Source organism: Streptomyces tibetensis, from assembly GCF_040647715.1.
GTDB classification, from domain to species: Bacteria; Actinomycetota; Actinomycetes; order Streptomycetales; family Streptomycetaceae; genus Streptomyces; species Streptomyces tibetensis_A.
Genome location: NZ_JBEZCR010000014.1, coordinates 93,067 through 114,047 on the forward strand (window position 1 = coordinate 93,067; position 20,981 = coordinate 114,047).

The window sequence follows — 20,981 nt, forward strand, 5'->3', positions numbered from 1 at the left end:
GAGCAGACCGCCCGCCCGGTCCACGGGGCATTCCCACCGGGTGCGGCCCCCACGGCCCGAAGGCCACGGGGGCAGGCGGTTCACATCGGCCAGGCCCGTCCGGCGGCAGCCGGAGATCACTGCTCGCGCAGCGGAACCGACACGTACGACGGGTCGTTCGCCGGCGAGGAGAAGGTCAGCTGCGCGCCGGACGGGTTGTGCTCGATGTAGAGCGGGTCGACCGTGTCGACGACCAGGGCGAGGCGATGCCCGGCCGGGACGTCGTAGGCCGTGGAGTACAGCTCCAGGTCGACGCCGAACGGCTTTCCGGGGGTGCGCCCGTGGAAGGTGTACGGCGCGTGGGTGACCAGCTTGCCGAGGCCGAGCGGCCCCACGTCGTACAAGTAGGCGACGAGGGTGCCGCTCTCCTTGGTCGGGGTGAGCGTCGTGTGCAACGTCGTCGTTCCGCGCACCTGCTGGGCCGTGGCCGACTTCTCCGACTGCCACACGGCGGCCCAGCGGCGGGGGAGCAGCGGGATCGAGGCCATCGGCGGCAGCTGGGCCACCTGGTCGAGGATGCTGGACAGGAAGACGACACCGCCGTCCGCCCCGGAGTTCACGTTCGCGCGGATCGTCTGCGAGCCTCCGAGGGCGATCTTCCGGTCCGCCGCGCCGGCCGACTTCCAGTCCGGGTAGCCCTCGTAGCCGCCCGTGGAACGGGACTTGAGCTGGACGGGCTGCTCACGGTCGATGCCGTTGTCCTCGCCCCTGAGGTAGTGGTCGAACCAGCGCCCGGTGTCCTTCCACACGTCGTTGGGCAGTCCGAACAGGCCGGTCAGCTCGGCGGTGGCGTGGTCGCCGGGCCGCATCTCCAGCCGCTTCGGGCCGGTCAGCTTCTCGTAGAAGTCGGCGTACTGGTTGGGCGGGAAGACGCTGTCGCCCCAGGCGTTGGCGAGCATGATCGCCGCGCCGTTGTCGTTGATCCGGTCGACGTAGGTCGCAGCGGAACGTTTCTTCCCCCAGGCGACGAGCTCCGGCTCCTTCGCCAGGTTGGAGCCGTAGAAGTCGTCGAACGTCTGCCGCAGTTCCGCGCTCTGGCGGCCCGTCACCACGCTCGCCCCGTCCAGCAGGGCCGCGGCCTGGAGGTGCTGGGTGCGCCCGGAGTAGATGGAGCCGATCAGGTCGGCCCAGCCGCTGAGTGAGGCGACCGCCCTGACCCGCTTGTCGTGCGCGGCGGTGAGCAGGCTGATGCCCGCGCCGTAGGAGACGCCCGCCATGCCGATGTGCCCGGCGTCCGCGGGGGTGTGGGCGAGCGCCCAGTCGATGACCTTCGACGCGTCGGCGACGTCGGGAGGGCCCGCCACTTCTATCTCGCCGCCCGACTGCCAGAAGCCGCGCACGTTGTAGGTGACGACGACGTACCCGGAATCGGCGAGCTTCTGTGCCTGGGCCAGGTACTCGACCTGGGGCAGACCCCAGCTCGTGGGCATGACGAGCAGCGGGTAGCGGTCGGTGCCGCGGGCTCCGGCCGGGGTGACGACGTTGGCCTTGAGGACGGTGCCGCCGTCGCCGGCGATGTCGACGAAGCGGACCGGGTTCGGGGCCGCCTGCGCGGTGGGGGCGAACCCGAGGACGGTGCCGGCGACCAGGGCCGCCGAGACGGTACCCACAGTGGTGGTGCGCAGAGCCTTGCGGTGGTGTCCCACGGGTCACTCCTCACTCGTGTCAGTGCAAAGTGACCGAACGGTAACCGCGGCCTCTTACCAGAGGTAACCCGTCGGTAAGTTACGTGCGAGTAACGATTGTTGAGCCGTGGAGGAGTCTAGGAGGCGCGGTGTGTGTTGCGTGGAACCGGCGTCGCCGCAGCGGGCGGTGCGGTCTGCGCCGCGCGCGTCACGTCCTCCACCAGTTCGACGACGTCCGGACCGTACGCCTGCGAGTTGATCACCTTGAGCAGCAGGACGAACGAGCCGGTGCCGTACTTGCGGCTCAGACGCTCGTGGTTGCGGGCGAGGTAACGGGTGGTGGCCTGGTTGGTGATCGACGTCTGGCCGCAGAAGAGGAAGACGGGACGGGTGTTCCGGCTCCGGTCCGCGGTGAGCCGGGCGAGCAGCGCGTACTCCTCCTTGCCGTGGTCCACGCGGTAGCGCTCGGTCCCGACCTGGAACGCGCCCCGGTCCGGGCCCGGTTCGGAGTCGACGTTCACCCGCACACCCGGCAGCAGGGAATCCAGGTGGGCCGCCATCCGCCGGTTGGACGCCGGCCCGCCCACGCAGAACTCGGTGCGCTCCCCGAAACCCTGGCGTGCCGTGTCGTGCGGAAGTATCTGCGCGTGGGCGTTGCAGTCCTTGATCAGCGCGGCGAGTTCGAGCAGCGCGAACACGTCGAAGCGCATCACCGCGAACTCCGGTCCGGCCGCGCCGCGGTTGACCACCAGCAGGGACTCGGAGTTGTCCGGGAGCCCGAAGAACTGCTGCTTCCGGCGCAGCCTGCGCTTCCACAGGTAGGTGCGGGCCACCCAGCCGAGCGCGGCACTGATGCCCGCCGCGACCACCCCTAGAACGATGTTGCGCACGTCGTCATTCATGGGCGCGCATGCTAGCGGGCCCGACGCACCGGTGTTCGACGCCTGCCTGACGCGACCATGGCGATGAATTAAGCTGCGCGGACGGCCTTTGACTGGAGGTGCGGATGCGTCGCCCTGTCGCACGGAATCTGACGGTCCTGGCGGTTTCGGCCGCCGTGGTGGTGTCGGTGGGAGCGGCGGCGCCGCCATCCGCCGCGCCGGACACCGGCGGTGGGAAAACCCCGCTCGCCGTCGGCTACGGCGGCGCCGTCTCGAGTGTCGACCCGGACGCCTCCGCCGCCGGGATCGAGGTCCTGAAGAAGGGCGGCAACGCCGTCGACGCCGCCGTCGCCACGGCCGCCGCGCTCGGCGTCACCGAGCCCTACTCCGCCGGCATCGGCGGAGGCGGCTACTTCGTGTACTACGACGCCAAGTCCCGCACCGTACGCACCATCGACGGCCGCGAGACCGCGCCGCTGAGCGCCGACAAGAACCTCTTCGTCGAGAACGGCAAGCCCCTCGCCTTCGCCGACGCCGTCAGCAGCGGCCTGAGCGTCGGCACCCCGGGGACGCCCGCCACCTGGCAGACCGCACTCGACCAGTGGGGCAGCAAGCGGCTCGCGAGCGTCCTGAAGCCGGCCGAGCGGCTGGCGCGGGACGGTTTCACCGTCGACGAGACGTTCCGCTCGCAGACGGCGTCCAACGAGACCCGCTTCCGCTACTTCCCGGACACCGCCGAGCTGTTCCTGCCGGGCGGACAGCTTCCCGTCGTCGGCTCCACCTTCAAGAATCCCGATCTCGCCCGCACCTACGCGGAGTTGGGACACAAGGGCGTCGACGCGCTCTACCGCGGCCGCCTCGGCCGGGACATCGTCGACACGGTCAACAAGCCGCCGGTCGATCCCGGCTCGGGCTGGAACGCCCGCCCCGGCGACCTGACCGCGAAGGACCTGGCCACCTACCGCACCAGGCTCCAGGCGCCCACCAGGACCTCCTACCGGGGGCTCGGCGTCTACTCCATGGCGCCGTCCTCCTCCGGGGGCACGACGGTCGGTGAGGCGCTCAACATCCTGGAGCGGACCGACCTGTCCAAGGCGAGCAAGGCGAAGTACCTGCACCGCTTCATCGAGGCGAGCCGGATCGCGTTCGCGGACCGGGGGCGCTGGGTGGGGGACCCCGCCTTCGAGGACGTGCCCACGAAGGAACTGCTGTCGCAGCGGTTCGCCGACTCGCGCGAGTGCCTCATCAAGGACGACGCGGTGCTCACGAGTCCCGTGGCGCCGGGGGACCCGCGCAACCCCGCACGCTGCGGCTCGGGGGGCAAGGCGGCTCCCACGACGTACGAGGGTGACAGCACCACGCACCTGACGGTGGCCGACAAGTGGGGCAACGTCGTCGCCTACACCCTCACCATCGAGCAGACCGGCGGCAGCGGGATCACCGTCCCCGGGCGGGGCTTCATCCTCAACAACGAGTTGACGGACTTCTCCTTCACCCCGGCGAACCCGGCCGTGCACGACCCGAACCTGCCGGGGCCCGGCAAGCGGCCGCGGTCGTCCATCTCGCCGACGATCGTGCTCGACCGGCACGACCGGCCCGTGGTGGCGCTGGGGTCGCCGGGTGGCGCGACGATCATCACGACCGTTCTGCAGACGCTCACCGGGTTCGTCGACCGGGGGCTGCCGCTGGTCGACGCGATCGCGGCGCCCCGGGCCAGTCAGCGGAACGCCGCGCAGACCGAGCTGGAGCCCGGGCTGTACGACAACGCCGAGTTGAGGAAGCAGCTTGAGGCGATCGGGCACTCCTTCAAGGTCAATCCGGAGATCGGTGCGGCCACGGGTGTTCAGCGGCTGCCGGGCGGTAAGTGGCTGGCAGCCGCGGAGACCGTGCGGCGGGGTGGCGGGTCGGCGATGGTGGTGCGGCCTGTGCGCTGACGCCGTGTGCGGGGGCGTGGGGGCTGGTCGCGCACACGCGGCGGAGCCGCAGATCGCCACAGCCCCGCGCCCCTAACGGGGCGCTGCGGGACTCTGCGTCCGGAACATGAGTTTCCCGTCCTCCACGTCCACCGTCACCCCGGCGCCCTCATCGACCCGGCCGTCCAGCAACAGGCGTGACAGTTCGTTGTCCACCTCGCGCTGGATCGTGCGGCGCAGCGGGCGGGCGCCGTACTCCGGCTGGTAGCCGCGGTCGGCCAGCCATTCCACGGCCCGGTCGGTGAAGGTCACCGTGACGCCCTTGTCCTGCACCAGGGACCGGGTGCGGTCCAGCAGGAGGTCGGTGATCCGGCGCAGCTGCTCCGTGGTCAGCTGGCGGAAGACCACGATCTCGTCGATGCGGTTGAGGAACTCCGGGCGGAAGTGCTCGCGCAGCGGGCGCAGGATCTGCTCGCGGCGGGCCTCCTCGTCCGCGTCGGCGCCGCCCGCCGCGAAGCCCGTCGTGGCACCCCGGCGGGTGATCGCCTCGGAGCCGAGGTTGCTCGTCATCACGATGACCGTGTTGCTGAAGTCCACCGTGCGGCCCTGGGAGTCGGTCAGCCGGCCGTCGTCGAGGACCTGGAGCAGGATGTTGAAGACGTCCGGGTGGGCCTTCTCCACCTCGTCCAGCAGGAGCAGCGAGTACGGGTGACGGCGCACGACCTCGGTGAGCTGGCCCGCCTCCTCGTGGCCGACGTAGCCGGGCGGGGCGCCGACCAGCCGGCTGACGGTGTGGCGCTCCTGGTACTCGCTCATGTCGAGCCGGACCATGCGGTCCTCGCTGCCGAACAGTGACTCGGCGAGCGCCCGGGCCAGTTCGGTCTTGCCCACGCCCGTCGGGCCGAGGAACAGGAAGCTGCCGATCGGACGGTCGGGGGCCGCGAGCCCGGCGCGGGAGCGCAGCACGGCGTCCGAGACGACCCGCACGGCCTCGTCCTGGCCGATCACCCGCTGATGCAGATGTTCCTCCAGGCCCAGCAGGCGGTCCTTCTCCTCCTGGGTGAGGCTGCTGACCGGGATGCCGGTCTGCCGGGACACCACCTCGGCGATCGACTCGGCCCCGACCACCAGGTCCTGGCCCTCGTCGACCTCGCTGTCGCCTCCGGCCTCGGTGATCCGCTGCTTCACGTCCACGATGCGGTCACGCAACTGGGTGGCCTGCTCGTACTGTTCGTCCGCGACGGCCTGGTCCTTGTCCCGGGTCAGCTGCTCCAGCTCCCGCTCCAGGGCCCGTACGTCCGTGCCCTTGGTCCGCGCCCGCAGCCGCACCCGGGCACCGGCCTGGTCGATCAGGTCGATCGCCTTGTCGGGCAGGCGGCGGTCCGAGAGGTAGCGGTCCGACAGCTCCACGGCGCTCACCAGCGCCTCGTCGGTGTAGCGGACCTGGTGGTGGGCCTCATAGCGGTCCTGGAGACCGCGCAGGATCTCGATCGCGTCCGACGCCGTGGGCTCGGGCACCATGATCGGCTGGAAACGGCGGGCCAGCGCCGCGTCCTTCTCGATGCGGCGGTACTCCTCCAGCGTGGTGGCGCCCACGATGTGCAACTCACCCCGGGCGAGGGCCGGCTTGAGGATGTTGCCGGCGTCCAGCGAGCTGCCGTCGCCGCCACCGGAACCTGCGCCCACCACCGTGTGCAGCTCGTCGATGAAGATGATCAGCTGGTCGGAGTGGGCGCGGATCTCGCCCACGATGTTGTTCATGCGCTCCTCGAAGTCACCCCGGTAGCGGGTCCCCGCGACGACGCCCGTGAGGTCCAGGGCGACCACGCGGCGCCCGATCAGCACGTCGGGCACGTCCGCCTCGGAGATGCGCTGCGCCAGCCCCTCCACGATGGCCGTCTTGCCGACGCCCGCGTCACCGATCAGCACCGGGTTGTTCTTGCCGCGCCGGGAGAGGACCTCGACGGTCTGCTCGATCTCCTGGTCCCGGCCGATCACCGGGTCGATGCGGCCGTGGCGGGCCAGCTCGGTGAGGTCGCGGCCGTACTTGTCGAGGGTCGGCGTGTTCGTGGCGCGCGGACGCTCGGACGGCGGGGCCTCCGGCGCCTCGGGTGGCTCCGAGGGGGCGAAACGGGCCGCGTTGAGGATGTGCCCGGCAGCGGAGTCGGGGTTGGAGGCCAGGGCGCTCAGGACGTGCTCCGGGCCGATGTAGCCGTAACCGCGGGCCCGTGCCATGTCGTGCGCGTCCAGCAGCGCCCGCTTGGCGGCCGGGGTGAGGGACAGGGCGGTCGGCGGCGGGGCGTCGTCCGGGGTGTGCTGGGCCGGGCCCGACCGGTCGTCGATCTGCGACGCGAGCGAGTCGGGGTTCGCACCGGCCTTGGTGAGCAGGGTCCGGGTGGGCTCCGTGGCGAGTGCCGCCCGCAGCAGATGCTGGGTGTCGAGGTCCCGGCTGCCGTGCTCGGCGGCGTACTGGGCGGCGCCGCGGACGAGCTCCCGGGCCGGCTGGCTCAGCAGCCGGCCGAGATCGATCTGCCGGGGACCGGGACGCGGTCCGCCGAAGAAGCGTGCGAGGAATTCTCCGAAGGGATCCGAGCCGTAGCCCTCCGGGCTGGTGAAGCCGCTGCTCATGGGCCTTCCGTTCCCGGCGTCCCCGGCGCGCGGGCGGGGGACGCCCTCGCTGGTCGACGTGCCGGGGTCGGGTAACCCGGGTGGCAGCCGGTTACACCTGGGGCGCGCTCGTAGAACACCTTCGCACGATCGTCGACGAGGGGCACCTTCGGGGCGTATCGGGACTAACGGGGCGGGCCCGGGGCGCGGGTCTAGCGGGCCGTGAGGATCCTCGGCCCGGATTCCGTGATCGCCACCGTGTGCTCGGCGTGGGCCGCGCGGGAGCCGTCGTTCGTCCGTAGGGTCCAGCCGTCGGGCGCCGCGTGGAAGTCGTCCGTGCCGCCCGCGATGACCATGGGTTCGATGGCCAGCACCATGCCGTGCCGCAGCCGCATGCCGCGCCCCGGGCGGCCCTCGTTCGGCACCCCGGGGTCCTCGTGCATCCGGCGGCCGATGCCGTGGCCCCCGAAGCCGTCCGGAATGCCGTAGCCGGCGCCCCGGCACACCGTGCCGATCGCGTGGGCGATGTCGCCGATGCGGTTGCCGACGACGGCCGCCCCGATTCCGGCCGCGAGGGCCCGCTCGGCGGTCTCGATCAGGCGGAGGTCCGCCGCGTGCGGGGTGCCGACGACGAAGCTGAGCGCCGAGTCACCGACCCAGCCGCTCAGTTCGGCGCCGAAGTCGATGGAGACGAGGTCGCCGTCACGCAGGCGGTAGCGGCCCGGGATGCCGTGCACGATCGCGTCGTTGACCGAGACGCACAGGACGGCGGGAAAGGGGGTCGGTGCGAAGGAGGGGTGGTACCCGAGGAAGGGCGAGCTCGCGCCCGCCTCGCGCAGGACGCCGTGCGCCACCTCGTCCAGTTCCAGCAGGGGGACGCCCACGCCGGCGGCCTTCTGTACGGCCGTCAGGGCACGGGCGACGACCTGGCCCGCTTCGTACATCGCGTCGATAGAAGTGTCTGTCTTCAGCTCCACCATGCCAATTACTATACCGGTATTAGAATGGGGGCATGGTGCGCACCCCTCTCACCCCCGAAGAGCGCGAACGCGGCGAGCGGCTCGGCCGGCTGCTGCGTGAGGCGCGTGGCGGCCGGAGCATGACGGAGATCGCGGCGAGCGCGGGCATCTCCGCGGAGACCCTGCGGAAGATCGAGACCGGGCGGGCCCCGACCCCGGCCTTCTTCACGGTGGCCGCGCTGGCCGGGGTCCTCGGGCTGTCCATGGACGACCTGGCCGGGCAGTGCACGCCGGTGCCCGTCTGAGGCTCTTGCGCCACGCGTGAAAACTCCCCGTAGCACTCCGGTAACACGACTGGTGTTGCCTACGGGCAAACAAGCTCCGGTCTCACGGGAGTTGAGCGATGGCGGCGGATCAACTCCCGGCTGAAGTCGGGGAGTTCGCGACCTACCTGGACGGTCTGCTGGCACGCCTCGACCCCTCCGGCGGCTGGTGCGCCGTGTTCTGGCGGCGCGACCCGGAGGGGATGCGGGCCTGCCTCGACGGGCGGGAGATGCCGCCCTGGGACGTGGTCGAGGCGCTGCTGCAGGACCTCGCCGGGCAGTACGGCCCGGGGGGAGCCGGCCTGGAGACGCACCGAGCCCGCGCCCTGCACGCCACCGCGCTCGCCGCGTACGACACCCTGCCCGGGGGCCGCGACGCCCTCGGTGACCGCCTCGACGTCATGCTCCGCGAACAGAGGTACGCCGCCGAACGCCAGGCCGCCCTCGCCCGCCGCCTGGCCTCGGCCACGACCCGCGAACAGGCGGACGCCTTGCGCGTGGACCTGGCCTGGGCCCGGGACGATCACGAGCGGGCCGGTGCGCGGTGTGCGGAACTCCGGGCGCGGATGGCCTACGTGGACGGGCGTGAGCGGGGTGCGCCCCCGGCGGCGTGGGGCACCGCCGAGAGAACACAGGGCGGCGGGGCGGCATCGTCGTCCCCTGATGACCCGCCCGGCCCCGCAAGACCCTCGGCCGCGATCGATGCCGCCGGCCGGCAAGACACCTGGCAGGCCACCCGGAGCGACACCGGGCGCGACACCCGCCAGGCCACCAGAAGCGACACCCGCCAGGACATTCGAAGCGGCACCAACCACGACGCCCGAAGCGACGCCCGGCACGACACGCGCCAGGACCCCCGAAGCGACACCGGGCACGTCACCCGGTACGGCACGGCCGCCCCCGAACCCCCGGCTCCTCGACCCGCCACCGTCCCCAAGCAGCGCAAGCGCCGTCGGGGCGGCGCCCGCTTCGCCGGGATGGCGGATGAGGAAGCCGCAGCCGCACCCGTCGTCGTGCCGCCTTCAGCCGAGCCTCTCCTGCCCACCCTGCCCGCGCCCGCCCCCACGACCACCGGCCGCACCCTGCGCGGCGCGCGCTTCGCCGGGGCCGCCGAGGAGGCGGCGGCGGAGCACCCGGTGCGGGAGGGCGGCGCGGTCGGGGCCGACGACCGGGCCGAGGCCGCAAGGACCGTGGAGGCGCTGGCAAGGTTGCGCGCAGAGGGGCGCAGTGGGGAGGCACACGCGCTGCTGGCCGAGGTCGCCTCGTGGGAGCCCGGCCGGTTTCCGCTGCTCGCGGAGCGGCTGCACCTCGCCGGGCTGGACGCAGACTGGCAGACCCTGCTGTGGGAGGCAGCCTCGCTGCCCGCCGGACGGCTGGTCGCCGCCGCCGACGCGCTGGTCGAGGCCGGACGGGCGGCTGACGGCCGGCAGATGCTGCGGCAGGGGGTCGCACGGCCGCCGGCCGATCTCGGCCGGGCGGTCCTCGGCCTGGTCGCCGAGGGGCGTCACCGCGAGGTGCGCGTCCTGCTCGACGCGTATGTCAGGGCCCGCACCCCCGAGGAGGCCGCCCGCAGCGCCGAGCCCGATCCGCAGCGCCTCGTGCCGCTCCTGCTGGGGGCCGCCCAGGGCGTGTCGGACGAGCGCCGCTGGGATCTCGTGCACGCCCTGCGGGTCGCCGGATTACCCGCCTGACCGGCGACGTCGCGCCCCGGGCGACTCACCCACAGGAGTGCGAATCGCGCAATGCCCCGCGGGTTGGCGACGATGGTCTTGGCAACCCCGTGCCAGAGGCTTACGTTCGTGGCTCTACGGCCCGCTTCTACGGGCGTAGAGGCGCAGACGTCGCGTCGAAGGAGCAGCTCATGGCCAACGTCGTACGTGCCGCCCTGGTCCAGGCCACCTGGACCGGCGACACCGAGTCCATGGTGGCGAAACACGAGGAGCACGCCCGAGAGGCGGCCCGCCGGGGCGCGAAGATCATCGGATTCCAGGAGGTCTTCAACAGCCCCTACTTCTGTCAGGTAGAGGAGCCGGAACACTACCGCTGGGCCGAGCCCGTCCCCGACGGGCCGACCGTACGGCGGATGCGGGCGCTCGCCCGCGAGACCGGCATGGTGATCGTCGCGCCGGTGTTCGAGGCGGAGCAGCCCGGCTTCTACTACAACACCGCGGCCGTGATCGACGCCGACGGCACCTACCTCGGCAAGTACCGCAAGCACCACATCCCGCAGCTCAAGGGCTTCCGCGAGAAGTTCTACTTCAAGCCCGGGAACCTCGGCTGGCCCGTCTTCGACACGGAGGTCGGCAGGGTCGGCGTGTACATCTGCTACGACCGCCACTTCCCGGAGGGCTGGCGGCAGCTCGGCCTCGCCGGAGCCCAGCTCGTCTACAACCCCTCCGCGACCCACCGGAGCCTGTCCTCCCACCTGTGGCGGCTGGAGCAGCCCGCGGCGGCCGTCGCCAACGGGTACTACATCGCCGCGATCAACCGCGTCGGTCAGGAGGAGTACGGCGACAACGACTTCTACGGCACGAGCTACTTCGTCGACCCGCGCGGGCAGTTCGTCGGGGACGTCGCCAGCGACAGCAAGGAGGAGCTCGTGGTCCGGGACATCGACCTCGACCTCATCGAAGAGGTGCGGCAGACGTGGGCCTTCTACCGCGACCGCCGCCCCGACGCCTACGAAGGGCTGGTGCAGCCGTGACCAACGACCTCCTGGGCCGCCACCGGGCCGTCCTCCCCGACTGGCTCGCCCTCTACTACGAGGAGCCCCTCGAGATCACCCACGGCGAGGGCCGCCACGTCTGGGACGCCCAGGGCAACCGGTACCTCGACTTCTTCGGCGGCATCCTCACCACCATGACGGCGCACGCGCTGCCCGAGGTGACCAAGGCGGTGAGCGAGCAGGCCGGGCGGATCATCCACTCCTCGACCCTCTACCTCAACCGCCCGATGGTCGAACTCGCTGAGCGCATCGCCCAGTTGAGCGCCATCCCGGACGCCCGCGTCTTCTTCACCACGTCCGGCACCGAGGCCAACGACACCGCCCTGCTGCTGGCCACCGCCTACCGGCGCAGCAACACGATCCTGGCCATGCGCAACAGCTACCACGGGCGCTCCTTCAGCGCCGTCGGCATCACCGGCAACAGCGGCTGGTCCCCGACGTCGCTCTCCCCGCTCCAGACGCTGTACGTCCACGGCGGCGTGCGCACCCGTGGCCCGTTCGCCTCCCTCAGCGACGACGCCTACATCGCGGCCTGCGTCGACGACCTCAAGGACCTGCTCGGCCACACCCGCGCGCCGGCCGCGCTGATCGCCGAACCCGTCCAGGGCGTCGGCGGCTTCACGGCCCCGCCGGACGGTCTCTACGCCGCCTTCCGCGAGGTGCTGCACGAGCGCGGCATCCTGTGGATCGCCGACGAGGTGCAGACCGGCTGGGGCCGCACCGGCGAGCACTTCTGGGGCTGGCAGGCCCACGGCCAGAGCGGACCGCCCGACATCATGACCTTCGCCAAGGGCATCGGCAACGGCATGTCCATCGGCGGGGTCGTCGCCCGCGCCGAGATCATGAACTGCCTCGACTCCAACAGCATCTCCACCTTCGGCGGCACCCAGATCACCATGGCGGCGGGCCTCGCCAACCTCAACTACCTCCTGGAACACGACCTCCAGGGCAACGCCCGGCGCGTCGGCGGACTGCTCATCGAGCGGCTGCGCGCCGTCGCCGCACACGTCCCGGCCGTGCGGGAGGTACGCGGCCGCGGGCTGATGATCGGCATCGAGATCACGAAACCGGGGACCGACGAGGCCGATCCGCGGACCGCCGCGGCCGTGCTGGAGGCGGCCCGCGAGGGCGGCCTGCTGATCGGCAAGGGCGGCGGGCACAACACCAGTGCGCTGCGCGTCGCCCCGCCGCTGTCCCTCAACGTCGCGGAGGCCGAGGAGGGCGCCGCGATCCTCGAAAACGCTCTGCGGAGCATCCCGTAGCAGTGCACTGAGCAAGGGACCCGCCATGACCATCACCCTGGATTCCCTGGAGCCCGCCCTGTCGGTGCGGCAGGTCCTCGCCCTGGAGCGGGTACTCGCCGGGGAGCCCGAGGTGGTGGCCGGCGCGGGACACCTCGACCGGCCCGTGCGCTGGGTGCACGTCGCCGAGGCCGCAGACGTCGGCGTGATGCTCAGCGGCGGCGAGATGGTCCTCACCACCGGCGTGCTGCTCGCCGGCGACGAGGACAAACAAGCCGAGTACGTCCGCTCCCTGCACCGCGCCGAAGCCGCCGCCGTCGTCCTCGGACTCGGCCGCGCCTTTCCCGCGGCGCCGGACGTGATGCGCAGGGCGGCCGAACGCTGCGGGCTGCCGATGGTCGTCCTGCACCGGCCCTTCCCCTTCGCCGACCTGACCGAGGAGGTCCAGTCGCGGCTCGTGCGGCGCAAGTTCGCCGCCGTCAGCCTCTCCGAGGCCGTCCGCACCGAACTCACCGCCCTCATCACCGCCGGCGCACCCCTGCAGCGCCTGCTCGACGAGGTCGCCCGGCACAGCGGCTGCCCGGTCGTCGTCACCAACCTCGCCCACCGCGTCCTCGGCACGGCGGGGGAGCGGCCCGCGGTGGACGACGTGCTGCGCGACTGGGAGCGCATCGCGCGGCAGGCCGGAGGCACCGAGGGCGACGGCTGGATCCGCGCCGAACTGGGCGGACGCGGGGAGCGGTGGGGCCGGGTCGTGCTGTGCGGCTACCGCGGCGACACCGCCACCGGACGGCTGCTGGCCGACCGCGCCGCCGAGGCCCTCGTCCTGCACCGCATGCTCGGCGGCGGCGCCGCGTGCTCCTGGGAGGAGCAGTCCGCGCAGGGCCTGCTGACCGACCTGGTCAGCGGCGTCGTACCGGCACGGCAACTGCTGCCGCGGGCCCGGGCGGCCGGTCTGCCCGTCAACCGGCGCACCTTCGTGCCCCTGGTCGTCCGCGACGGCGATCCCGCCCGGCTCGAACGCCTCCTGCGGCTGCTCGGCCTGCCCGGACTGGTCGCCGAACTCGCCGACGGGGCCACCGCCGTGCTGCTGAGCGTCCCCCGGGACCAGGACGCGGGCGCTCTCGCCGCGCACTTCGCGACCCGGCTGCGCACCGAGTCCGGCCCGGACCACACCGTCGTCGCCGCGGCCGAACCCCGCGCCGCCTGGGACGACGTGCCCACCGGACTGCGCGAGGCGCAGCACGTGTCGGACGCCGTGGCCGACTCCTGCGCCGTCCTCGACCTCCCCCCGGTGGTGCGCTTGAAGGACGTCCACCTGCGGGGCCTGATCCGGCTGCTGCGCGACGACCCGCACGTGCAGTCCTTCGCGGAGCGGGAACTGGACGGGCTGCTGGGCGAGAGCGACGAGGACCTGCTGTCGGTCCTGCGCACCTATCTGGCCACCGGCCGCAACAAGTCCCGCACGGCGCAGCTCCACCACGTCTCCCGGCCCGCCCTCTACCGCCGCCTGGAGTCCATACAGGTCCGCCTGGGGGTGGACCTCGACGACTTCGAGCAGGCCGCCTCGGTGCACATCGCACTCCTCGCGCACGACGCGCAACAACAGTGAAACACGCAACCACCTGGGAAAACGGCGGTGAAACATGGGTCCGCACCAGAGTGACACGGTGACACGCCGCACCCCCTCGGACGTGACACGGTGCAACTCAAAGACGACCACGCGACTTCCTAGGCTCACGGCACACCGAGCGACCGGAGGTCCCGATGAGCCAAGTGATCCGTGCCGCCGTCTTCCAGACCGCCTGGACGGGCGACAAGGAATCGATGATCCAGGTCCACGAGCAGGCGGTCCGCGACGCGGCCGCTCAGGGCGCTCAAGTCCTCTGCTTCCAGGAGCTGTTCTACGGTCCGTACTTCTGCCAGGTCCAGGACCCGGCCTTCTACGAGTACGCCGAGCAGATCCCCGAGGGCCCCATCGTCCGGCGCTTCCAGGCCCTGGCGAAGGAACACGGCATCGTCCTGGTGCTGCCGATGTACGAGGAGGAGCAGCCCGGCGTCCTCTACAACACCGCCGCCGTGATCGACGCGGACGGCTCCTACCTCGGCAAGTACCGCAAGACGCACATCCCCCAGGTCAGGGGCTTCTGGGAGAAGTTCTACTTCCGCCCGGGCAACAGCGGCTGGCCCGTCTTCGACACGAAGGCCGGCCGCGTCGGCGTGTACATCTGCTACGACCGCCACTTCCCGGAGGGCTGGCGGGCACTGGGCCTCGCGGGTGCCGAGATCGTCTTCAACCCCTCGGCCACCTCCCGCGGCCTGTCCGGCTACCTCTGGCAGCTGGAGCAGCCGGCGGCGGCCGTGGCCAACGAGTACTTCGTCGGCGCGATCAACCGGGTCGGTGTCGAGGAGTACGGCGACAACGACTTCTACGGCACGTCGTACTTCGTGGACCCCGAGGCCCAGTTCGTCGGCGAGGTGGCCAGCGACAAGGAGCCCGAACTGGTGGTGAGGGACCTGGACATGGCCAAACTCCGCGAGGTCCGCGACCGCTGGCAGTTCTACAGGGACCGGGCGCCGGGGGCGTACGGGCCACTGACAGCACCCTGAGAAACCTAGGGGCGCGGGGAACTGCGCGACCAGCCACGAACAACCGCCACGTGCACACCGTGAGGAGCGACCGATGACCCGTACAGTCATTCGCGGCGGCCTGGTGATCACCGCCTCCGACGAGATCCACGCCGACGTCCTGATCGAGGACGGCCGAATCGCCGCCCTCGCGACCTCCCACACCCCCACCGCAGAGGCCTTCACCGCCGACCGCACCATCGACGCCACCGGAAAGTACGTCATCCCCGGCGGCGTCGACGCCCACACCCACATGGAGCTGCCCTTCGGCGGCACCTTCGCCTCCGACACCTTCGAGACCGGCACCCGCGCCGCCGCCTGGGGCGGCACCACGACGATCATCGACTTCGCCGTGCAGAGCGTCGGACACAGCCTGCGCGAGGGGCTCGACGCCTGGCACGCCAAGGCCGACGGCAACTGCGCGATCGACTACGGCTTCCACATGATCGTCTCCGACGTCAACGAGCACACCCTCAAGGAGATGGACCATCTGGTCGAGGAGGGCATCACCTCCTTCAAGCAGTTCATGGCCTACCCGGGCGTCTTCTACAGCGACGACGGCCAGATCCTGCGCGCCATGCAGCGCTCCGCCGAGAACGGCGGCCTGATCATGATGCACGCCGAGAACGGCATCGCGATCGACGTGCTGGTGGAGCAGGCCCTGACCCGCGGGGAGACCGACCCCCGCTACCACGGGGAGGTCCGCAAGGCGCTCCTCGAAGCGGAGGCCACCCACCGCGCCATCAAACTCGCACAGGTGGCCGGCGCCCCCCTCTACGTCGTGCACGTCTCCGCGACGGAGGCCGTCGCCGAGCTGGCCCGGGCCCGCGACGAGGGGCTGAACGTCTTCGGCGAGACCTGCCCGCAGTACCTGTTCCTGTCCACCGACAACCTCGCCGAGCCGGACTTCGAGGGCGCCAAGTACGTGTGCAGCACCCCGCTCAGGCCGAAGGAGCACCAGGCCGCACTGTGGCGGGGCCTGCGCACCAACGACCTCCAGGTCGTCTCCACCGACCACTGCCCCTTCTGCTTCACGGGCCAGAAGGACCTCGGCCGCGGCGACTTCTCCAAGATCCCCAACGGCCTGCCGGGCGTGGAGAACCGTATGGACCTCCTCCACCAGGCGGTCGTCGACGGGCACATCTCGCGCCGCCGCTGGATCGAGATCGCCTGCGCGACCCCGGCCCGGATGTTCGGCCTGTACCCGAAGAAGGGCACCATCGCGCCGGGCGCCGACGCCGACGTCGTCATCTACGACCCGCACGCCGAGCAGGTCATGTCGGCCGAGACGCACCACATGAACGTCGACTACTCGGCCTACGAGGGCAAACGCACCACCGGCCGGGTCGAGACGGTGCTCTCGCGCGGCGAACCCGTCATCACCGAGCGGGAGTACACCGGGCACGCCGGGCACGGTGTGTTCACCCCGCGTTCCACCTGTCAGTACCTCAACTAGGAGTGGCGCAGATGGACTTCGGACTCGTCCTGCAGACCGACCCGCCGGCCTCGCGGGTGATCAGCCTGATGAAACGCGCGGAACGGAACGGCTTCACGTACGGCTGGACCTTCGACTCCGCCGTGCTGTGGCAGGAACCGTTCGTGATCTACAGCCAGATCCTGGCCAACACCACGTCCCTGAAGGTCGGTCCGATGGTGACCAACCCGGGCACCCGCACCTGGGAGGTCACCGCCTCCACCTTCGCCACCCTCAACGACATGTTCGGCAACCGCACGGTCTGCGGCATCGGCCGCGGCGACTCCGCGATGCGGGTGGCCGGCCGCAAGCCCAACACCCTGGCCCGCATCAGCGAGGCCATGAAGGTCATCCGGGATCTCGCCGGCGGGCGGGAGGCCGACCTCGGCGGCGGCACCGTCGTCCGTTTCCCATGGATCAAGCCCAGCGCCGAACTGCCGGTGTGGATGGCCGCCTACGGCCCCAAGGCCCTGAAGATGACCGGCGAGGAGGCGGACGGGTTCATCCTCCAGCTGGCCGACCTCTATCTCACCGAGTACATGGTCAAGGCCGTGAAGGACGCGGCCGTCGCGGCCGGCCGGGACCCCGCCGCGGTGACCGTCTGCGTGGCCGCACCGGCGTACGTCACCGAGGACGACTCGCCCGAGGCACTCGCCCACGCCCGCGAGCAGTGCCGCTGGTTCGGCGGCATGGTCGGCAACCACGTCGCCGACCTCGTCTCCAAGTACGGCGAGCACTCCGCCGCCGTCCCCGACGAACTCACCGACTACATCAAGGCCCGCGAGGGCTACGACTACTCCCACCACGGGCGCGCCGACAACCCGGACACCCAGTTCGTGCCCGACGAGATCGTCGACCGGTTCTGCCTCATCGGCCCCGTCGAGAAGCACATCGAGAAACTTCGGGCGCTGCGCGCGCTCGGCGTGGACCAGTTCGCCGTCTACGACATGCACGACGCGCAGGAGGCCGTGATCGAGGCCTACGGCTCCCAGGTGATCCCGGCCGTCAACGGCTGACCTCCTCCCGCGCACCACCCCTGTGAACTCCCCCTTCCCAGCGGCTCGGGAAGGGGGCCCAGGACGCTCCCGAGCGCACCCCCCATCGGCTCACCGCACGGCCTTTCCCGTCCCACCTCCCCTGATTGGCCCGGCCCATGACCGATACCGCTCCCACTGCCCCACCGCCGACCGCCCAAGTCACCCTCGCCGACGGCCGGGTGGAGATCGCCCCGGGCGCCCCCGCCCCGACCGGCCCCTACGCCAACGAGGACCTGCTGCCGGTCCCGGTCGACAAGCGCACCTGGACCACGTACAACTTCTCCGCCCTGTGGGTCGGCATGGCCCACAACACGGCCTCCTGGACCCTCGCCTCCGGGCTCATCGCCGTCGGCATGGACTGGAAGCAGGCGGTGCTCACCATCGCCCTGGCCAACGTGATCGTGCTGATACCGATGCTGCTCACCGGGCACGCCGGGCCCAAGTACGGCATACCCTTCCCGGTCTTCGCCCGGGCCTCCTTCGGCATCCGCGGCGCCAACCTGCCCGCCGTCGTCAGGGCGCTGGTGGCCTGCGGCTGGTTCGGCATCCAGACCTGGATCGGCGGCGAGGCCATCTACTTCCTCGCCGGCAAGCTCATCGGCTCCGGCTGGACGGACGCCGCGAAGGCCGGCGGCTACGCCTGGACGATGTGGCTGTCCTTCGCGATCTTCTGGGCGCTCCAGGTCGTCATCATCTACCGGGGCATGGAGACGATCCGCCGCTTCGAGAACTGGGCGGCGCCCTTCGTGCTCGTCGGCGCGTTCGTGATGCTGTGGTGGATGAGTGACAAGGCGGGCGGCTTCGGCCCGCTGTTCGACCAGCCCTCCAAGCTCGGCTGGGGTGCCGACTTCTGGAAGCTGTTCGCCCCCGCCCTCATGGGCATGATCGGCTTCTGGTCGACGCTGTCGCTGAACATCCCCGACTTCACCCGCTACGGCAGGAGCCAGAAGGCGCAGACCCGGGGCCAGGCCCTCGGCCTGCCGACCACCATGACCCTCTTCGCCTTCCTGTCGGTGATGGTCACCTCCGGCTCCCAGGCCGTCTACGGAGAGGCCATCTGGGACCCGGTCCAGCTCGCCGCCAAGACCGACAACACGGTGGGCCTGCTCTTCGCCCTGGTCACCGTGCTGGTGGCGACGCTGTCCGTCAACGTCGCGGCCAACCTGGTCTCCCCGGCGTTCGACTTCTCCAACATCGCGCCCCGCCGCATCAGTTTCCGGGCCGGTGCCCTCGCCACCTGCGTCCTCGGCGTGCTGATCTTCCCCTGGAAGCTGTACTCCGACCCACAGGGCTACATCTTCACCTGGCTCGGCCTGGTCGGCGGCCTGCTCGGCACCGTCGCCGGCATCCTCATCGCCGACTACTGGATCCTGCGCCGCTCCCGGCTCGACCTCGCCGACCTGTACCGGCCCGGCGGCCGCTACTGGTACGAGGGCGGCTGGAACTGGCGGGCCGTCGTCGCCTTCGTGGCCGGCGGTGTCCTCGCCGTGGGCGGCGCGAGCTTCAAGCCGCTGATCGACGGCCGTCCCGTCCCGGCGCTGGCCGGTCTGGCCGACTACGGCTGGGCCGTGGGGCTGGGCACCTCGATGATTCTGTACCTGGCGCTGATGGCCACCCGGGGACGCCGCACCGACTGAGGAAGACCGGCGCGCTGGAGAGTGCTCAGTCCTTGTCGCTCTCCAGCGCGGCCACCGCTTCCTTCGCGGCCTTGATGGCGCCCTTGTTGATGGTGTCCGTGCTGGGCGCCTTCTTCGACTCGAAGTCACTGCCGTTGTAGGTGATCGTCACCAGCGCGTTGGAGGCGCGGGCGAACACCACGCCCTCGCGGGTCTCCTGCTTGTCCTCGGTGGTGAGGTTCACGACGGAGTACGCGCTGTCGCCCAGACCGGGCACCGCCCCGCCGCCGCTCTGCTTCCCGGTGTGCGCCTCGTACGACTTCTGCGCGGCCTCGTCCGACTCCATGACCTCGTAGGACACGTCGAGCCAGCGGTAGTCGTAGCCCTTGAGCGCGTTCCAGGAGCAGGTGCGGCGCAGCTTCGAGTCCGTGGACGGAATCTCCTTGCCGGCCGTCTTGGCGCCCGGTACCAGCGCCTCGAGGGTCTTCTTGGCGACGCTCTCGCACGGGGCGGGCGAGGCCGAGTACGTCTTCGGCACCGTCGACGTCGACGGGGCGGACTCCGAGCGGGTCTCGGTCTTCTCTTCGGCCGGCTTGTGCTCGGCGGCCTGCGGCGCGGCGAGCGGACCGGACGACAGCGCCCAGCCCACCGCGGCGAGCACCACCACCGGGGACAGGCGGGCGGTCAGGGCCAGGGGCAGAGGTAGGGAACGCACGGCGCCCTTCAGGTGGGGACGGACGGTGCGGAACGGGTCCGCACGGCGGACGGGACGACAGTGTCACATGCGTCCCTGTGCTGCGGAAGTGCCGCCTCCCCGACATGGTCCCCGGAACACCGTGCGTGTCGGCGCCGTCGCGCTGCGCCCGGCCCGACCTGCCCGCGTCGCCCGGGACAAGGCCGGACATGCCCCAACTTCCCGCGACAGGAAGGGACATTCACTCCTCGGTCGACGCCTGCAGCGCGTGGTCGAGGAAGCGCCGGGTGATCGGCGGCACGGCGCGCGAGCTCAGCCAGGCGATGCCGATGTCCCGGGCACCCCGTACGTCGGTGATCTCCAGGTAGCGGATCGGGGACTCGGGGGCCGCCGTGACGTCCGGCGACGACGGGATCAGGGACACCCCGAGACCGGCGGCGACCAGACCGCGCAGGGTCTCCACCTCCTCTCCCTCGAAGGCGATGAGCGGTGTGAAGCCGGCCTCGCGGCACAGCCCCGCGGTGATGTCACGCAGCCCGTATCCCTGCTTGAGCAGGATGAACCGCTCCTCGGCCACCTCGGCCAGGCGGATCCGGCGGCGCTTGGCCAGCCGGTGCCGGGACGGGACGGCCAGCCGCAGCGGCTCCACCAGCAGGCGCCGCCACGTGATGAGGGGGTGGCCGGGGTCGCTGCTGGTGATGACCAGATCCGCGGTCGTGTCCAGGAGGTGCCGGGTCAGGCCCATCTCGCCGTCCTGGTGCAGTTCGAACTGCGCCTGCGGGAAGGTCCGCCGGAAGTCGGTGACGAGCCGGGGGACCAGCCAGGTGCCCAGGGTGTGCAGGAAGGCGAGCGACACCACGCCCGAGTCGGGGTGGACCATCTCGGCCACGGCTCGCCGGCCCCGGTCGTAGTTGTCGAGCACCCCGTCGACGTACTCCTTGAACACCCGGCCCGCCGGGGTGAGGCGCAGCACGCGCCCGACGCGCTGGAGGAGCTCCGCGCCGACCTCGTCCTCCAGCCGGGCCAGGGCCCGGGACAGGGCGGGCTGGGTGATGCCGGCGTCCGTCGCGGCATCGGTCACCGTCGTCCCCTCCGCGACGGACTGGAACGAACGCAGCACCTGGAGATCCATGGTGCCATTCTTCCCCGTCATGGGTCGCGGATGACCCAGGCGACGACAGCATGGACAGCCCCGGAGCGGGCGAGAGGGGACGGCGAC

At 71.4% G+C, this 20,981-nt stretch carries 16 protein-coding genes; 10 read left to right on the forward strand and 6 right to left on the reverse strand.

All coding sequences use genetic code 11. The features are described 5' to 3' along the window. Positions 1-116: 116 nt before the first annotated feature. Both AB0B29_RS31615 and AB0B29_RS31620 read right to left on the reverse strand, forming a co-directional pair. Positions 117-1,685 (reverse strand): alpha/beta fold hydrolase, encoded by a 1,569-nt coding sequence (locus AB0B29_RS31615; RefSeq protein WP_362245116.1) that lies wholly within the window; start codon positions 1,683-1,685, stop codon positions 117-119. A gap of 116 nt (positions 1,686-1,801) precedes the next feature. After that, positions 1,802-2,566, reverse strand: a complete 765-nt coding sequence (locus AB0B29_RS31620) for a hypothetical protein (protein ID WP_362245118.1) — start codon at positions 2,564-2,566, stop codon at positions 1,802-1,804. Positions 2,567-2,670: 104 nt separating this feature from the next. Here AB0B29_RS31620 and ggt point away from each other — a divergent pair, with 104 nt between their 5' ends. After that, entirely contained in the window at positions 2,671-4,479 is a 1,809-nt protein-coding gene (ggt, locus tag AB0B29_RS31625) for a gamma-glutamyltransferase (RefSeq protein WP_362245120.1), read from the forward strand. Between the two features lie 72 nt (positions 4,480-4,551). Here the strand turns inward: ggt and AB0B29_RS31630 are convergent, their stop codons facing one another. Beyond that, positions 4,552-7,086 (reverse strand): ATP-dependent Clp protease ATP-binding subunit, encoded by a 2,535-nt coding sequence (locus AB0B29_RS31630; protein ID WP_362245122.1) that lies wholly within the window; start codon positions 7,084-7,086, stop codon positions 4,552-4,554. Positions 7,087-7,277: 191 nt separating this feature from the next. After that, a complete protein-coding gene (gene map / locus AB0B29_RS31635) occupies positions 7,278-8,045 on the reverse strand; it encodes a type I methionyl aminopeptidase (RefSeq protein WP_362245124.1) in 768 nt (255 codons plus the stop codon). A gap of 32 nt (positions 8,046-8,077) precedes the next feature. Between map and AB0B29_RS31640 the strand changes: the two genes are divergently transcribed. The 9 genes from AB0B29_RS31640 to AB0B29_RS31680 all read left to right on the forward strand — a co-directional run bounded on the left by AB0B29_RS31640 (position 8,078) and on the right by AB0B29_RS31680 (position 19,089). After that, positions 8,078-8,329, forward strand: coding sequence for a helix-turn-helix domain-containing protein (locus AB0B29_RS31640; RefSeq protein ID WP_362245126.1), 252 nt, complete (start codon positions 8,078-8,080; stop codon positions 8,327-8,329). A gap of 98 nt (positions 8,330-8,427) precedes the next feature. After that, the gene (locus AB0B29_RS31645) at positions 8,428-10,038 is read left to right on the forward strand and encodes a hypothetical protein (RefSeq protein ID WP_362245128.1); all 1,611 of its coding nucleotides are present in this window, start codon (positions 8,428-8,430) and stop codon (positions 10,036-10,038) included. Between the two features lie 170 nt (positions 10,039-10,208). Next, positions 10,209-11,051, forward strand: coding sequence for a nitrilase-related carbon-nitrogen hydrolase (locus AB0B29_RS31650; RefSeq protein ID WP_352101202.1), 843 nt, complete (start codon positions 10,209-10,211; stop codon positions 11,049-11,051). After that, the gene (locus AB0B29_RS31655) at positions 11,048-12,334 is read left to right on the forward strand and encodes an aspartate aminotransferase family protein (protein ID WP_362245130.1); all 1,287 of its coding nucleotides are present in this window, start codon (positions 11,048-11,050) and stop codon (positions 12,332-12,334) included. The genes AB0B29_RS31650 and AB0B29_RS31655 overlap by 4 nt, the downstream gene beginning before the upstream one ends. A gap of 25 nt (positions 12,335-12,359) precedes the next feature. Next, positions 12,360-13,925 carry a PucR family transcriptional regulator gene (locus tag AB0B29_RS31660; RefSeq protein WP_362245132.1) on the forward strand — a complete coding sequence of 522 codons (1,566 nt, stop codon included), beginning with the start codon at positions 12,360-12,362 and terminating at the stop codon, positions 13,923-13,925. 155 nt (positions 13,926-14,080) lie between these two features. After that, on the forward strand, positions 14,081-14,923 hold the full coding sequence (locus AB0B29_RS31665) for a nitrilase-related carbon-nitrogen hydrolase (protein WP_362245134.1): 843 nt from the start codon (positions 14,081-14,083) through the stop codon (positions 14,921-14,923). Positions 14,924-14,996: 73 nt separating this feature from the next. Then, the gene (gene hydA / locus AB0B29_RS31670; protein ID WP_362245136.1) at positions 14,997-16,397 is read left to right on the forward strand and encodes a dihydropyrimidinase; all 1,401 of its coding nucleotides are present in this window, start codon (positions 14,997-14,999) and stop codon (positions 16,395-16,397) included. 11 nt (positions 16,398-16,408) lie between these two features. After that, positions 16,409-17,431 carry a TIGR03842 family LLM class F420-dependent oxidoreductase gene (locus tag AB0B29_RS31675; RefSeq protein WP_362245138.1) on the forward strand — a complete coding sequence of 341 codons (1,023 nt, stop codon included), beginning with the start codon at positions 16,409-16,411 and terminating at the stop codon, positions 17,429-17,431. 137 nt (positions 17,432-17,568) lie between these two features. Continuing rightward, a complete protein-coding gene (locus AB0B29_RS31680) occupies positions 17,569-19,089 on the forward strand; it encodes an NCS1 family nucleobase:cation symporter-1 (RefSeq protein WP_362245140.1) in 1,521 nt (506 codons plus the stop codon). A 25-nt stretch (positions 19,090-19,114) separates the two neighbouring features. Here the strand turns inward: AB0B29_RS31680 and AB0B29_RS31685 are convergent, their stop codons facing one another. Together AB0B29_RS31685 and AB0B29_RS31690 are read right to left on the reverse strand one after the other, a co-directional pair. Further along, positions 19,115-19,783: a hypothetical protein gene (locus tag AB0B29_RS31685; RefSeq protein WP_362245143.1), complete on the reverse strand. Its 669-nt coding sequence runs from the start codon at positions 19,781-19,783 to the stop codon at positions 19,115-19,117. 220 nt (positions 19,784-20,003) lie between these two features. Then, the gene (locus tag AB0B29_RS31690; protein WP_362245145.1) at positions 20,004-20,894 is read right to left on the reverse strand and encodes a LysR family transcriptional regulator; all 891 of its coding nucleotides are present in this window, start codon (positions 20,892-20,894) and stop codon (positions 20,004-20,006) included. Between the last annotated feature and the right edge of the window lie 87 nt (positions 20,895-20,981).